We start from the raw sequence: 15,239 nt of genomic DNA, 5'->3' as shown, positions 1-15,239 counted from the left end.
TTGGGGCGTCCATACCTTGCTCCTTTGTGCTCGTTGGGCGGCGCCGAGCCGGCGGCTGCCGGGCCCGGCGCAGGACCGAACCACCGATGTGGCCGTGCCCCTCCCGGGGAAGGGGTGTGACACGCCGGAATTCTGATTCAATCGAGTGCTGGTTTTTTGACTTATTTATTTTTGTGTTGTGATTCTGGATGGAATTTTGACATTATTTGAGCGCTGGTGTTAAGTAGCCAGCAGCAGAGTTTTTGCCTTGATGTGTTCCGAGTCGCACTGTATCGGTTCAGGTCATTGAAAATTCAAAGAAAAATAAAACTGTGCTGTTGCCTTGCGTCATGGATCTGTCTGACGTGCCGCGCCGCCGCCCGCCGAATCGGGTGTCGTCGAGGCCGGTGCAAGGGAGTGCTGTGGGGAGGGTCGAGTCATACGCCGGCCGGGCATCCGCCCGTGGTCTGCGTCCGACTCTTCGTGTAGCCGCTGCAAGCTAATTGGCCCCCGAGCGTGAGCGGACATCCGCCGCACGGGGTTTTTTGGCCTCGGAAAGGGCTACGAACATGCAAGTCACCCGCGCTCACGTCGGTCTCACCAAGCTGCTGCTGTCGCCCGAGGGCCTGGGCCATCCCGCGCTCGCCATCGCCGCGTCCCGCGCCGGCGGCCTGGGGGTGCTGGATCTGGAGCTGGGTGCCGCCTCGCTCGCCACCCAACTGGAATTGCTGCGCCGCCATGCCGGCGCATCCGGCTTCGGCGTGCGCCTGGGCGACTTCGATGACGCGCTCGCCGCGCAGCTCGCTGGCTATCTGGAGAATGGCCTGTGCCTGCTGGTGCTGGGGCGCGAGCAGTGGGGCGACTGGCAGGGCTGGCTCGCCGGGCTGGCGGACGAAGGGCCGGACCTGCTGCTCGAGCTGAGCGACAACGATCCCCTCGATACCTCCATCGCCGCCCGGGTCGATGGCCTGCTGCTCAAGGGGCACGAGGCCGCCGGCTTCGTCGGTGAGAGCAGCGCCTTCATTCTCGCCCAGCACTGGCGGGCGACCAGCGACCTGCCGCTGTACCTGCGCGGCGGCATCACCCCGCACACCGCCGCGGCCGCCGCGCTGGCCGGTTTCGCCGGCGTCGCGCTGGACAGTCAGGTCCTGCTGCTGCAGGAGTCGCCGGTGGCCGCCGATCTCCAGCCGCACCTGCGTAGCCTGTCGGGCAGCGAGACGGTCGCCGCCGGCAATGGCGAATCCGGCCGCTACTGCCGCGTCCTCTCGCGTCCGGGCTTCGCCCGCGCCCGTGCCTTCGTCGCCGATGCCGAGGCGCTGAGCCCCCGGCAGATGCGCGAGCGCCTGCTGGCCGAGGTGGAATGGCGCAACCCGGTCGCCGGCCTGTTGCCGTTGGGCCAGGACGTGGCCTTCGCCGCCGCCTGGCAGAAGCAGCATGGCAGCGTCGCCCAGCTGTTCCAGGCCATCGATGCGGCCGTGCGGCACAACCCGCAGATCGCCCTGAGCGCGCGCGCCCTGCGCGGCGAGCGGGCGCCGCTGGCCGACGCCCTGGGCCTGGACCTGCCGCTGGTGCAGGGGCCGATGAGCCGGGTCTCGGACAAGGCCGAATTCGCCGCCGCGGTGGCCGCCGGCGGTGCACTGCCGATGCTGGCCCTGGCCCTGCTCAAGGGCAAGCCGCTGACCGTCCTGCTGGAGAAGACCGCCGAGCTGCTGGCCGGCCGCCCCTGGGGCATCGGCCTGCTCGGCTTCGCCCCGCAGACCCTGCTCGACGAGCAGATCGCCGCCGCCCGGCCGCACCGGCCCAGCTACGCGATCATCGCCGGCGGCCGCCCGGACCAGGCGGTGCGTCTGGAGCAGTCCGGCATCCCCTCGTTCCTCCACGTGCCGTCTTCCAACCTGATCCCGATGTTCCTCAAGGAAGGCGCGCGGCGCTTCATCTTCGAGGGCCGCGAGTGCGGCGGCCACGTTGGCCCGCTGAGCAGTTTCGTGCTGTGGAGCAGCATGATCGACCGCCTGCTGGAGGAAATCGCCCAGGGCGTGCCGGGCGAGGAAATCCAGGTGCTGTTCGCCGGAGGCATCCACGACGCCCGCTCCTCGGCCATGGTCCAGGCCATGACCGCGCCGCTGCTGGCCAGGGGCGTCAAGGTCGGCCTGCTGATGGGCAGCGCCTACCTGTTCACCCGGGAGATCGTCGAGGCCGGCGCCATCGTCGACACCTTCCAGCGGCAGGCCATCGAGTGCGCCCGCACGGTCAACCTGGAATCCGGCACCGGCCACGCCAGCCGCTGCGCCTACACGCCCTTCGCCGCCGCCTTCTTCGCCCGCCGCAACGAACTCAAGCAGCAGGCGGTGCCGGCCGACGAGGCCCGCGAGCAGCTCGACGACCTGATCCTCGGCCGCCTGCGCCTGGCCTCCAAGGGCAGCATGCGGGTGGGCGAGGAGGGCACGCTCAAGACCTTCGAGCCGGCCGAGCAGGTGGCCGACGGCATGTACATGATCGGCCAGGTCGCCACCCTGCGTGACGCCATCACCGACATCGCCAGCCTGCACCGCGGTGTCACCGACGACTCGCTGGCCCTCCTGGAGGACTACCAGCAGGCCCAGCTCGAAACGGCTGTCGAACCCGGCGAGCCGGCCGACATCGCGATCATCGGCATGGGCTCGATCCTGCCCGGCTCCAGCACCACCCGCGAGTACTGGCAGAACATCCTGGCCAAGGTCGACGCCATCACCGAGATTCCCTCGCACCGCTGGGACTGGCGCCTGTACTTCGACGAGAACCGCAGCGCGCCGGACAAGATCTACTCGCGCTGGGGCGGCTTCCTCGACGACCTGGTGTTCGACCCGACCCGCTACGGCATGCCGCCCAAGTCCATCGAGTCGGTCGACCCGATGCAGCTGATGGCCCTCGACATCGCCCGCCAGACCCTGGCCGACGCCGGCTACGAGCAGCGCGGCTTCGACCGCGAGAAGGCTTCGGTGATCATCGGCGCCAGCGGCGGCGCCGGCGACGTCGGCATGCAGTACGGCCTGCGCTCAGAGCTGCCGCGCTTCAAGGGCGACCTGCCGGGCGAGATTGCCGGGCGCCTGCCGCAATGGACCGAGGACACCTTCGCCGGCATCCTGATCAACGTGATGGCCGGGCGCATCGCCAACCGCCTGGACTTCGGCGGCGTCAACTTCGCCACCGACGCGGCCTGCGCCTCGTCCCTGGCCGCCATCTACCAGGGCATCAACGAACTGATGGCCGGGCGCAGCGACCTGGTCATCGCCGGCGGCGTGGACACCGTGCAGGGGCCGTTCGGCTACCTGTGCTTCAGCAAGACCCAGGCCCTGTCGCCGCGCGGCCGCTGCCGCACCTTCGACGAGTCGGCCGACGGCATCGTGATCTCCGAAGGCATCGCCATGCTGGCGCTCAAGCGCCTGGGCGACGCCGAGCGCGACGGCGACCGCGTCTACGCGGTGATCAAGGGCATGGCCGGCAGCAGCGACGGCAAGGCCAAGGGCCTCACCGCGCCGCTGCCCGCCGGCCAGCTGCGCGCCATGCGCCGGGCCTACCGCCAGGCCGGCTTCGGCCCGGACAGCGTCGGCCTGTTCGAGGCCCACGGCACCGGCACCGTGGCCGGCGACACCGCCGAGCTGGACAGCACCACCGCGCTGCTGCGCGAGGCCGGCAGCCGTCCGGCCCAGGCGGTGGTCGGCTCGGTCAAGACCATGATCGGCCACACCAAGGCCACCGCCGGTGTGGCCGGCATGATCAAGGCGGCCCTGGCCCTGCACCACAAGGTGCTGCCGCCGCACCTGGGCGTGCAGTCGCCCAATGCCGTGCTGAAGCAGGCCGACAGCCCGCTCTGCGTGCTCGACGAGGCGCAGCCATGGCTGGCCCGTGGCGACGTGCCGCGGCGCGCGGCGGTCAGCGCCTTCGGCTTCGGCGGCACCAACTTCCATGCGGTGCTCGAGGAATACGCCGGCGAGTACCGGCCCTGGCTGGAGCAGGGCGTCAGCGACGCCTGGAGCGCCGAGCTGCTGCTCTGGCGCGCCGGCAGTCGCGAGCAGCTGCAGGTCCAGGTGGGCCAGTTGCAGGCGCAGCTGGCGGCGCCGGGCAAGGTGGCGCTGCGCGACATCGCGGCCCATCTGGCCGGCGACCTGGGCCAGGGCGAGCACAGCCTGGCGATCGTCGCCGGCAGCTTGGACGAACTGGCCGACAAGCTGGGCAAGGCCCAGCGCCGCCTGGCCGGCGAGGCGCTGATCGACCCGGCCGTGGTGCTCGGCGACAGCCGCGTCGAGTCGGGCCAGGTCGCCCTGCTGTTCCCCGGCCAGGGCTCGCAGAATATCAACATGTTGCGCGAGCTGGCGGTGCTGTTCCCGGCCGTCGCCGAGACCCTGGCCGAGGCCGACGCACTGCTGGCGACCGGCACCGAGCGCTTCGCCGCCAGGCCGCTGAGCCGCTTCATCCACCCGCGCGCCTGCTACGACGAGGCCGCCAGGCAGGCGGCCAGCGCCGCTCTGACCAGCACCGACGTGGCCCAGCCGGCCCTCGGCGCGGTGGAGGCCGGCCTGCTGCGCCTGCTGCGCGAACTGGGCATCGACGGCGACATGCTCGCCGGCCACAGCTACGGCGAGTTCGTCGCCCTGTACGCCGCCGGGCAGATCGATTTCGCCGGCCTGATGAGCCTGTCCGAGGCCCGTGGCCGCTTCATCGTCGAGGCCGCCGCCAGCGCCGGCAGTGAACTGGGCGGCATGGCCATGGTGCAGGCGCCGCGCGAGCAGGTGGAACGCGCTATCGCGGCCATCCCGGACCTGCTGGTGGCCAACCACAACGCGCCGGAGCAGAGCATCATCAGCGGCTCCACGGCCGGCATCGCCCGCGCCCTGGAGGCCTTGCAGCAGGCCGGCGTCAACGCCAGCCCGATCCCGGTGGCCGCCGCCTTCCATTCACCCTTCGTCGCCCCGGCCCAGGGCCTGCTGGCCGCCGCCATCGAGGCCACGCCCTGGCAGGCCGGGCGCCTGCCGGTCTACTCCAACGCCAGCGCCGCCCTGCATGACGTCGAGCCGGCCCGGGTCAGGCAGGCCATGGCCGAGCATCTGGTCAGGCCGGTGGAGTTCGTCAGACAGATCGAGGCCATGCACGCCGCCGGCGCCCGGGTGTTCATCGAGGTCGGGCCCAAGGCGGTGCTCAGCCGCCTGGTCGGCCGCATCCTCGACGGCAAGCCGCACCAGGCCGTGGCCCTGGACGAGCGCGGCGGCGGCCTCGCCAGCCTGCTGCTGGCCCTGGCGCGCCTGCACACCCTGGGCGTGACCTTCGAGCCCCGCCGCCTGTTCGCCGGTCGTGCCTGCCAGCCCAGCGCCAACGGCCGCCTCGAAGGCCTGTGGCGCGACGCCAGCCTGCCCCGGCAAGCCTGGCTGCTCAACGGCAGCGGCGCCCGCCGCGCCAGTGAGGCGCCACGCCAGATCGGCGTGCTGCAGGGCGACCTGCTGCCGGCCGCCGAACCGAAAACCGAGTCGCACCCGGTGGTGGTGCCGCTCAATCGCAACCCCGCAACCCCGCCCCACAGCGCAGCCCCGGCTGCCCCGCGACACAAGGAGAGGCTGGTCATGTCCGAACCCATGGCAATCCAAGGTGACGAAACGTCATCGGTGATGGCGGAATACTTCGCCACCATGCGCCAGTTCCTGGAGACCCAGGAGCGCGTCCTCAACGCCTACATGGTCGGCGCCGCCGCCCCGGCGCTGCCCCGTGGCCTGCCGTCGATGCCGGCCGCAGCGCCTGCGTCGCGTCGCCCGGTGGCCGTCGCGCTGGCCGCGCGCGTGGCACCGGCCCCCGTTGCGATTCCTGTTGCAGCGCCGGCTCCTGTCGCCGCGGCGCCCGCACCCGTTGCCGCACCGGTGGTGACCGCTGCCGCGCCCGTTGCCGCGCCGGCCCCTGTGGCTGCGCCGGCGGCCCAGGTGGAAGGTGGTCGGATCAAGGACATCCTGTTGTCCATCGTCGAGGAGCGTACCGGCTACCCGAGCGACATGGTCGGCCTGGAGCAGAACCTGGAAGCCGATCTCGGCATCGACTCGATCAAGCGCGTGGAGATCGTCGGCGCCCTGCTGCAGACCTTGCCGCCGGCCTACGGCAGCGCCCTGGGCGAGGCGCGCAGCCAGCTCAATACCCGAGCGACCCTGGCGGACATGCTGAAGATGCTCGAAGGTCTCGAAGTCGGCGAGGTGGCCGTCCCTTTTGAGTCCGCCGGGGCGAGCCCGAAGACTGCGCCTGTCCAGGCCAGCCACTCGCCCCGGCATATCGTGGTGCCCGAGGAGGAAACCATCCCCGAGCAGGCCTTGCGCCAGTTCGAGCCCGGCTACTTCATCCTCACCGCCGACGATCACGGTCTCGCCCTGCGCCTGCAGGAATGGCTGGAGCAGCGCGGCTGCACGGTGTCCCTGCTGAGCCCAGGGCTGCTGGCCGACGAGGCGGCGCTGGCCGCCTGGTGCCGGGAGACGGCGGCCAACCCGGACAAGCAGATCGCCGGCGTGATCCACCTGGCTGCCCTCGGCGCGCATGCCCTGCCGGTGGACGCGAATCTGGAGGCCTGGCAGCGCGAGCTGCTGGTCAACGAGAAGTCGCTGTACCTGATTCTTCACGCCCTGGCTGCCCAGCTGCGCGACGACGCCCACGTGGTGACCCTCAGCGCCCTCGGCGGCCTGTTCGCCCGTGGCCTCGACGAGCAGCGCCAGGCCTTGACCCTGCAGGGCGGCGGCAGCGGGCTGGTCAAGTCGATCCGCGAGGAACGCCCGGAGCTGCGTACCCGCGCCATCGACCTCGACCCGACGCTCGGCGACGCCCAGCAACTGGCGATCATCACCACCGAGCTACAGCTGGTCGGCGGGCGCCAGGAGGTCGGCTACCCGGCCGGCCGCCGCACCGTGTTCCGCACCCGGGCGGACGAAGTCGCCGCCGAGAACCTGCTGCCCTCCGTGGAAAACGCCGTGGTACTGGCCACCGGCGGCGCTCGCGGCATCACCGCCGAGGTGCTGCGCGAGATCGCCCGCCCCGGCAACGTGCTGGTGCTGACCGGGCGCAGCCCGCTGCAGGAAGAAGGTGCCGATACCGCAGCCCTGAAAGATGAGGGGCAATTGCGCCAGCACTTTATCGGCGAGGTGCGCGCCGGCCGCCTCAAGCTGACCCCGGCCGAGATGCAGAAACGCATCGCCGCACTGGTCGGACTGCGCGAAATGCACAGCAATATCGCCGACCTGCGCGCTCGTGGCGCGACGGTCGAATACCTGGCGGTGGACGCCACCGACGAGGCGGCCCTGGCTGCTGCGATAGACGGTATTCGTCAGCGCCACGGCAAGCTCAGTGGCGTGGTCCACGGCGCCGGGGTGATCGAAGACAAGCTGTTGGAAGACAAGACGCCGGACAGCTGGATGCGCGTGGTCGGCACCAAGGTGTTCGGCATGCTCCTGCTGCAGAAGCTGGTGCGGGTAGAGGAACTGGAGTTCTTCTGTGTGTTCAGCTCGGTGGCCGGGCGCTACGGCAACAGCGGCCAGCTCGACTACGCCACCGCCAACGAATTGATGAGCCGCTTGTGCAGCCAGCTGCAGCGCCTGTGGGGCAACAAGGTCAAGCTGCTGTCGCTGAACTGGGGCCCCTGGGGGCCGACCCTGTTCGGCGCCGGCATGGTCACCGCCGACACCGAGAAGAAGTTCGCCGACAAGGGCGTGGCCCTGGTCGGGGCGGCGCAGGGCCGCCGCCTGTTCGACGAGGCCTTGCGCCTGAAGGCCGGACATGCGGTGGAAGTGGTGGCCGGCGACGGTCCCTGGGAGCGCCACGAGGCGGATGTCGGCCGCTGGCAGGAAGATGCCGGCGACGCCCCGCAGACCGCCCGCCAGCCGCTGCTGACCCAGTGCCGCATCGAAGATGGCGAGAAGGGCACGCAGATCCTGCACTTCAACCTGGACGCCAGCCACGGCTACCTGCAGGAACACTGCATTGACGGCATCCCGGTGCTGCCGGCGGCCGTGGCCCTGGAGATCATCGCCGAGGCCGCCACCCTGATGTGGCCGGGCTGGCTGGTCGCCGAAGTGGCCGAGCTGCGCCTGCTCAAGGGTGTGCAGCTGAGCGAGCCGACCCAGGCCCTGTCGGTGCTGATCAACCCACCGACCTATGCCAGCAGCGAAGGCTTCGACGCCAGCATCAGCATCCGCTCCGGTAGCGGCCAGCAGCAGCGCATGCACTACCGCGCCGCGGTGAAGATGGCCCAGCAACTGCCCGAGGCGCCGCGCCACGCGATCGGCGAGTACCGCGAGCGCGAGTTGCCGGTGGCCAAGGCCTATCAGGAGTGGCTGTTCCACGGCCCGCGCTTCCAGGTCATCCGCGGCATCAGCGGCCTGTCCAGTCAGGGCGCGGCGGCGCTGATGTGTCCCAGCTCGCCCCAGCAATGGCTGGCCGGTGGTCGTGCCGAACAACAGTGGATCATCGACCCGGCGGTGCTCGACGCCGCGCCGCAGATGGCTCTGCTCTGGGCCCGCACCTTCCACGACGGCTCGGCGCTGCCGGCCCAGTTCGGCCGGGTGATCCGCTACGTCGAGCAACTGCCCGAGCGCTTCCACATGGACTTCCAGTGCCTGCCCGGCGAGGCGCAGCAGGTGCGCGCCAACGTGTTCTTCAGCGACGACGAGGGCCGCCTGCTGCTGCTGATCGAAGACCTGCAATGCATCGTCGATGCGCGCCTCAACCGCCTGGGCGGCACCCACCTGCGCAAGGAAACCGAGTGATGAGCAACGCGCCTATCGCCATCATCGGCATGGCCTGCATCTTCCCGCAGGCCCCGGACCTGGCCGGCTTCTGGCGCAACATCCTGGCCGGCACCGACGCCGTCGGCGAGCCGCAGGACGAGTGGGAGGCACAGCGCTACCTGGACTCGGGGCGCATCAACACCCAGCACGGCGGCTACCTGAACGACCTGTACCGCTTCGACCCGCGTGAGTTCGGCATCATGCCCAACTCGGTGGACGGCGGCGAACCGGACCAGTTCCTCGCCCTCAAGGTGGCCTTCGATGCCCTGCAGGATGCCGGCTACGCGGGCGACGGCATCGACCACCGCGACACCGGCATCATCCTCGGCCACAGCACCTACCTGCACCGCGGCCAGGTCAGCCATATCCAGAACCACATCGTCCTCGACCAGACCCTGGAGCTGCTCAAGGCCGCCCAGCCGAGCCTGAGCGAGGACGACCTGGCGCGCCTGCGCACGGCGCTGCAGAAGCAGCTGCCGCCGTCCAACACCGACATCGCCCCGGGCCTGGTGCCCAACGTGATGACCGGGCGCATCGCTAACCGCCTCAACCTCAAGGGACCGAACTACATAGTCGACGCCGCCTGTTCGTCCTCGCTACTGGCGGTCAACGCCGCCATGGACGAGCTGCGCAGCGGGCGCAGCCGGCTGATGATCGCCGGCGGGGTCAACGCCTCGCTGCCGGCCGAGGTCTCGGTGATCTTCACCCAGCTCGGCGCCCTCAGCGGGCGTGGCAAGGTGCGCCCGTTCGAACAGGGCAGCGACGGCACTCTGCTCGGCGAGGGCCTGGGCATGGTAGTGCTCAAGCGCGTGGATGATGCGCTGGCCGACGGCGACCGCATCTACGCCGTGCTGCGCGGCATCGGCCAGGCCAGCGATGGCCGCGGCACCGGCCTGCTGGCGCCGAGCGAGGAGGGCGAGGCCCTGTCGATCCGCCGCGCCTATGAGAGCAGCGGCGTCGACCCGGCCAGCATCTCCCTGGTCGAGGCCCACGGCACCGGCATTCCGCTCGGCGACAAGACCGAGATCGCCGCCCTGCGCAGCGTGCTCGGCGAGCGCCAGGGCCTGCTCGGCAGCGTGGCCATCGGCTCGGTGAAGTCGATGATCAGCCACTGCATTCCCGCCGCCGGCATCGCCGGCCTGATCAAGACCAGCCTGGCCCTGCACCACAAGGTGCTGCCGCCGACCCTGTGCGGCGCGGTCAACCCGGAGCTGGGCATCGGCGCCACGCCGCTCTACGTCAACACCGCCAGCAAGCCCTGGATCGCCAGGCCGCAGAGCCCGCGCCGCGCCGGCATCAACTCGTTCGGCTTCGGCGGCATCAACACCCACGCGGTGCTGGAAGAGGCGCCGACCGCCGCCCAGCGCCCATTGAGCTTCGCCCGTCGCGAGTGCGAGCTGTGCGTGTTCGCCGCCACCTCCGAGGCCGAACTGCTGGCCCAGCTGCAGCAGGTGCAGCAGTACATAGAGAGCAACCCTGGCGTGGCGCTGCTGGATCTGGCCGCCACCCTGGCCGCCCGCGACTGCGCCGACAAACCGGTACGCCTGGCCGTGCTGGCCGGCGACGTGGCCGAGCTGGCGAAGAAGCTGCAACAGGCGGCGAAGAAGATCGCCGAGGCCAAGAGCCCACGCTGGATGACCCGCGCCGGGCTGGTGTTCAGCAGCCAGCCGCTGCAGGGCAAGCTGGCCTTCCTGTTCCCCGGCGAAGGTTCGCAATACCTGAACATGCTGGCCGATCTGGCCCAGCAGTTCCCCGAGGTGCGCGAGTGGTTCGACTTCTGGCAGGGCCTGTACGACGAACAGCCCGGCTCGACCCGCACCGACATCCTGTTCCCGCCGGCCAGCGAGCTGGACGACGAGCTGCGCCAGCGCCTGGAGGCGCGTCTGTTCGACATGGACGTGGGCTCCGAGGCGGTGTTCGTCGCCAGCCAGGCCCTGTTCAGCCTGCTCGGCGCCCTGGGCGTGGAGCCGGACGCCATGCTCGGCCACAGCACCGGCGAGTCCTCGGCCCTGGCCGCCAGTGGCGCCATCGCCTTCGCCGACAGGGAGCAGTTGGCCGACTTCATCCGCGAGCTGAACCAGGTCTATCGCGGCGTGCTGGACGGCGGCGGCATCGCCACCGGCGCGCTGCTCACCGTCGGCGCGCTCAAGCGCGAGCTGGTGGACCGCCACATCGCCGCCTGCGCCGAACCGGTGGCGGTGGCCATGGACAACTGCCAGAACCAACTGGTGCTGTTCGCCGACCGCGCCACCATCGAGGGCCTGCTCAAGACGCTGAGCGAGGAGGGTGGTATCTGCTCGATCCTGCCTTTCGACCGCGCCTACCACACGCCGCTGTTCGCCGCGGTGACCACGGCCTTCCACCAGTACTACCGGCGTGTCGGTCTGCAGGCGCCGAAGACGCCGCTGTACTCCTGCGCCAGCGCCGACCTGTTCCCGGCCCAGCCGGCGGCGGTGTGCGAGCTGGCGGCGGCGCAGTGGTCGAACACCGTGCGCTTCCGCGAAACCATTGCCCACATGCACCGCGACGGCGTGCGCTACTTCGTCGAGGTCGGTCCTTCGGGCAACCTGACCGGCTTCGTCAACGACATCCTCGGCGGCGAGGAATACCTGGCCATCGCCTCCAACGTGCGCAAGCGCAGCGGTGTGGAGCAGCTGTTCAACCTGCTCGGCAGCCTGTTCGCCAACGGCAGGGCGGTGGACCTCGGCAAGCTCTATCGCGGCATCGCCTGCCGCGTGCTCGACCTCGACCAGCCGTTGCCAAAGCCCAGGCGCGGCATGCTGGTGAAGAACACCATGCCGGTGGTGCATGTGAACGAATCGCTCGGCGAGCTGCTGCGCGAACTGTTCCAGCCGGTCGCGGCCGTGCCAGCGCAGCCGCTGGCTGCCAGCCCGACGGCGCCGCTGCTGGCGGATATCCAGCGCCAGGGCGAGCGGCTCAGCGCCCAGTGCCCGTTGTGGTCCACCGACCGCTTCCTCGCCGACCACGTGCTGTCCGGGCCAAGTTCCTATCACCAGCCCGAGCTGCAAGGCCTGGCCTGCGTGGCGATGATGGCCAGCCTGGAGATCATGGCCGAGGCCTGCGCGCTGCTGGCCGGCAGCGTGGCGATCAACCTGATCGAGAACGTTCGCGCCTTCGACTGGGTGGCCCTGGATCGCGGCGAGCTGACCCTGCAGGTGCAGGCCGAGCGCGTCGCCGACAACCACTACCGGGCCGAGCTGCTCAACGCCGGCAGCCTGGTGATGAGCGCCGAATTCCGCTTCGCCGCGCAGCTTACCGGCACGCCGCTGGCCGAGCTGCAGGGTGGTATCGGTTACCGCTGGCCGGACCACGAGCTGTACAGCACCGGCATGTTCCACGGCCCGCTGTTCCAGAGCATCGCCAGCGTCGGCGCCTGGGCGCAGGAGGGCATCGACGCGCAATTGGCGTCCTGCTCCATCGACGGCTTCGTGCAGGACGGCGAGCCCTGTGCCCTGGTGCTCAACCCGGTGCTGCTGGACGCCCTCGGCCAGCTGGCCGCCTACTGGCTGGCCCAGCAGGTGGGCACCGACTTCAACAGCTTCCCCTCGCACATCGCCCGCATCGAGCTGCACGCGCCGGCCCCGGCCGACCTGTCCGGCGCCTGGCTGCGGGGTCGCCAGCGCCCGGTGGACACGGCCAACAGTGGCCTGGATGCGCCGCGCACCTGGACCTTCGACTGCCTGCATGAGGGCCGCCTGCTGCTGCATGCCAGCGGCTTCGCCAACCTGTTCTTCCCGGTGCCCAACGCCTTCTACCAGCTGCGTCGCGAGCCCATGAATGGCTGGCTCGGCGCGCCGCTGGCCAGTGCGGCGCCGCAGGCATTGCTGTGGCAGCTGGAGCAGCTGCCCGAGGACTTCTGCAAGCAGTCGGCGGCGATCTTCCTGCGCATCCTTGCCCATGCCGTGCTGGCCGTGGACGAGCGCGATGAGTGGGAAAGCGTGCGCCAGACCCGCCGCGCCCGCGAGTGGCTGCACGGTCGCCTGTGCCTGAAGGAGGCGACCCGCTACTTCATCTACCAGCAGACCGGCGAGCTGCTCTGCCCGGCGGACGTGATCGTCCGCCACGACGCCCTGGGCGCGCCCTTCGTCGATGGCTGGTGGAACGGCCACTGGCTGGCCGCGCCGGGCGTGTCGCTGAGCCACGACCGCGATGGCTGCCTGGCCGCGCTGGTGCCGGCCGGCGCCGTGGGCGTGGACGCCGAGCGCCTGGACCGCCTGCAGCGGCCCGAGCTGGTGGCCGGCTCCTTCACCGCCTACGAGCAGCAGGTGCTGGCCGCGGTCGACCCGGCCTGGCAGGGCGAGCTGACCCTGCGCACCTGGTGCGCCAAGGAGGCCGCCGCCAAGTACCTGGGCTGCGGCCTGCGCGGCGCGCCGCAGGATTTCGAAGTGCAGTTCGCCGAGACCGGCGACCTGGCCGAAGTGAGTTTCGCCGGGGACGCCAGCCTGGCGCCGGCGCGCGTGAACGTGGCCTTCGAGGTCCACGGCGATCGGCTGATCGCCCTGGCCGGGGCCGAGAGCGAGTTGTCTGTACAGGAATACGGAGTGGCCAATGGCTGAGAGCAAGAGCGCAATCGAGCAAACCCTGATCCACATCGCCGCCGATCTGACCCAGGACTGGGGCATCGAGCTGGACGAGCCGCTGAGCGCCAAGACCCGGCTGGTGGCGGACATGGAGTTCGCCTCGGTCGACATCATCCAGCTCATCGTCGCCATCGAAGAGCACTACAACCGCCCGAAAATGGGCTTCCAGGATCTGCTGATGAACGACGGCAGTTACGTCGACGATCTCTCCATCGGACAGCTGATCGATTTCGTTCACGAAAAACTCACAGGAGTGCCGGCATGACCACTCGTACCCTCTTCATCGGCATGGATGGCTGCACCTTCACCATCCTCGACGACCTCTGCGTGGAGAAGGACGGCCAGCCGGCCGTGATGCCCTTCCTCGGTGGCCTCATGGCCCGCGGCACCCGCTCCAAGCTGCGCTCGACGCCCAACCCGCTGACCCCGCCGGCCTGGGTCTCGCTGATGACCGGGCGCAGCCCGGGCAACCACGGCCTGCTGGATTTCATCCGCGCCGAGGAGAAGAACGGGGACGTGTTCTTCACCCTCTACGATTCGCGTGACAACCGCGCCGAGACCATCTGGTCGATCGCCAGCCGCCAGGATCGCCGCGTCGCCGTGCTCAACCTGCCGTTCACCGCGCCGCCACCCAAGGACCTCAACGGTTTCATGGTGCCGGGCTTCATCCCGTGGCGGCACCTGCGCCGCAACACCGTGCCGGCCAACTTCTACGACCGCCTCAAGCAGGACCTGCCGGGCTTCGATCCGAAGGAACTGGCCTGGGACTTCGAGCAGGAGAAGCAGGCGGTCAACGACCTCACCGACGAAGACCGCGAGAACTGGGTGCGCTACCACCTGCCGCGCGAGAAGCAGTGGTTCGAGATCGCCAAGTTCCTGCTCAAGGAAGAGGCGCCCGAGCTGATGGCGGTGATGTTCGACGGCGTCGACAAGCTGCAGCACCAGGCCTGGCTGTTCCTCGACCCGGCCCTGCAGCACGACGGCGTCAGCGACTACCACAAGCGCATGCGCAAGCTGTGCCTGGACTACTTCCGCCAGCTCGACGGCTTCATCGAGGAACTGGTGACCATGGCCGGCCCGGACGTGCAGGTGTTCATGGCCTCCGACCACGGCTTCACCGCCACCACCGAGGTGGTGCGGATCAACGCCTGGCTGTTCGAGAAGGGCTACCTGCACTGGAAGGAGGTGCTCGATCCGGACTCCGAGGCCGCCAAGCGTCGCGAGGAAAGCATGTTCGCCAACCTCGACTGGACCAAGACCACCGCCTACTGCCGGACTCCCTCCAGTAATGGCATCAACATCCGCGTGGCGCGCAATCCGGGCGAGACCGGGATCAAGCCGGAAGACTACGAGGCCTTCCGCGAACAGCTGATCATCGACATCAAGGCGCTCAAGGACCCGGTGACTGGCGAGAGCATCGTCAGCGAGATCCACCTGCGCGAAGAAGTCTTCGCCGGCCCGGCGATGATGGACGCACCGGACCTGCTGCTGGTACTGCGCGACTTCGGCTTCGTCTCGATCAAGAACAAGCTGCCGATCGTCGAGCCGCGCGAGGAGCCGGCCGGCACCCACCACCCGGACGGCATCTTCATCGCATGCGGCCCGGGCATCCGCAAGGGCGTGCAGATCGACCGCCGGCACATCTGCGACGTCGGCGCGACCCTGCTCTACAGCCAGGGCCTGGAAGTGCCCGGCGACTTCGAGGGCAAGGTCCCGGCCGACATGTTCATCAAGCCGTGGCTGAACCAGAACCCGATCCGCATCGGCGAATCGACCCGCGGGGTGAACAAGGACGAGAACGCCGAAGGCATGGCCGACGACGAGAAGGACAAGCTGATGGCCCAGCTGCAGATGCTCGGCTACATGGAGTAACGCG

Annotated in this window: 4 protein-coding genes; all 4 read left to right on the top strand. The window is 69.8% G+C overall.

What is annotated here, in order from left to right:
- Positions 1-548: 548 nt before the first annotated feature.
- From N7640_RS18845 to N7640_RS18830, 4 genes are read left to right on the top strand one after another with little or no spacing between them, the layout of a single operon-like run.
- On the top strand, positions 549-8,741 hold the full coding sequence (locus N7640_RS18845; protein WP_279905037.1) for a type I polyketide synthase: 8,193 nt from the start codon (positions 549-551) through the stop codon (positions 8,739-8,741).
- A complete protein-coding gene (locus N7640_RS18840; RefSeq protein WP_279905038.1) occupies positions 8,741-13,339 on the top strand; it encodes a type I polyketide synthase in 4,599 nt (1,532 codons plus the stop codon). The genes N7640_RS18845 and N7640_RS18840 overlap by 1 nt, the downstream gene beginning before the upstream one ends.
- A complete protein-coding gene (locus N7640_RS18835; RefSeq protein WP_220812759.1) occupies positions 13,332-13,628 on the top strand; it encodes a hypothetical protein in 297 nt (98 codons plus the stop codon). Before N7640_RS18840 ends, N7640_RS18835 begins: the two co-directional genes overlap by 8 nt.
- Entirely contained in the window at positions 13,625-15,235 is a 1,611-nt protein-coding gene (locus N7640_RS18830; RefSeq protein WP_279905039.1) for an alkaline phosphatase family protein, read from the top strand. The genes N7640_RS18835 and N7640_RS18830 overlap by 4 nt, the downstream gene beginning before the upstream one ends.
- Positions 15,236-15,239 lie beyond the last annotated feature (4 nt).

It is taken from the genome of Pseudomonas sp. GD04015 (genome assembly GCF_029837675.1).
Lineage (GTDB): Bacteria > Pseudomonadota > Gammaproteobacteria > Pseudomonadales > Pseudomonadaceae > Aquipseudomonas > Aquipseudomonas paralcaligenes.
Note: the sequence above shows the minus strand (reverse complement) of the source record. Positions and strands in the feature narration are given on the sequence as shown.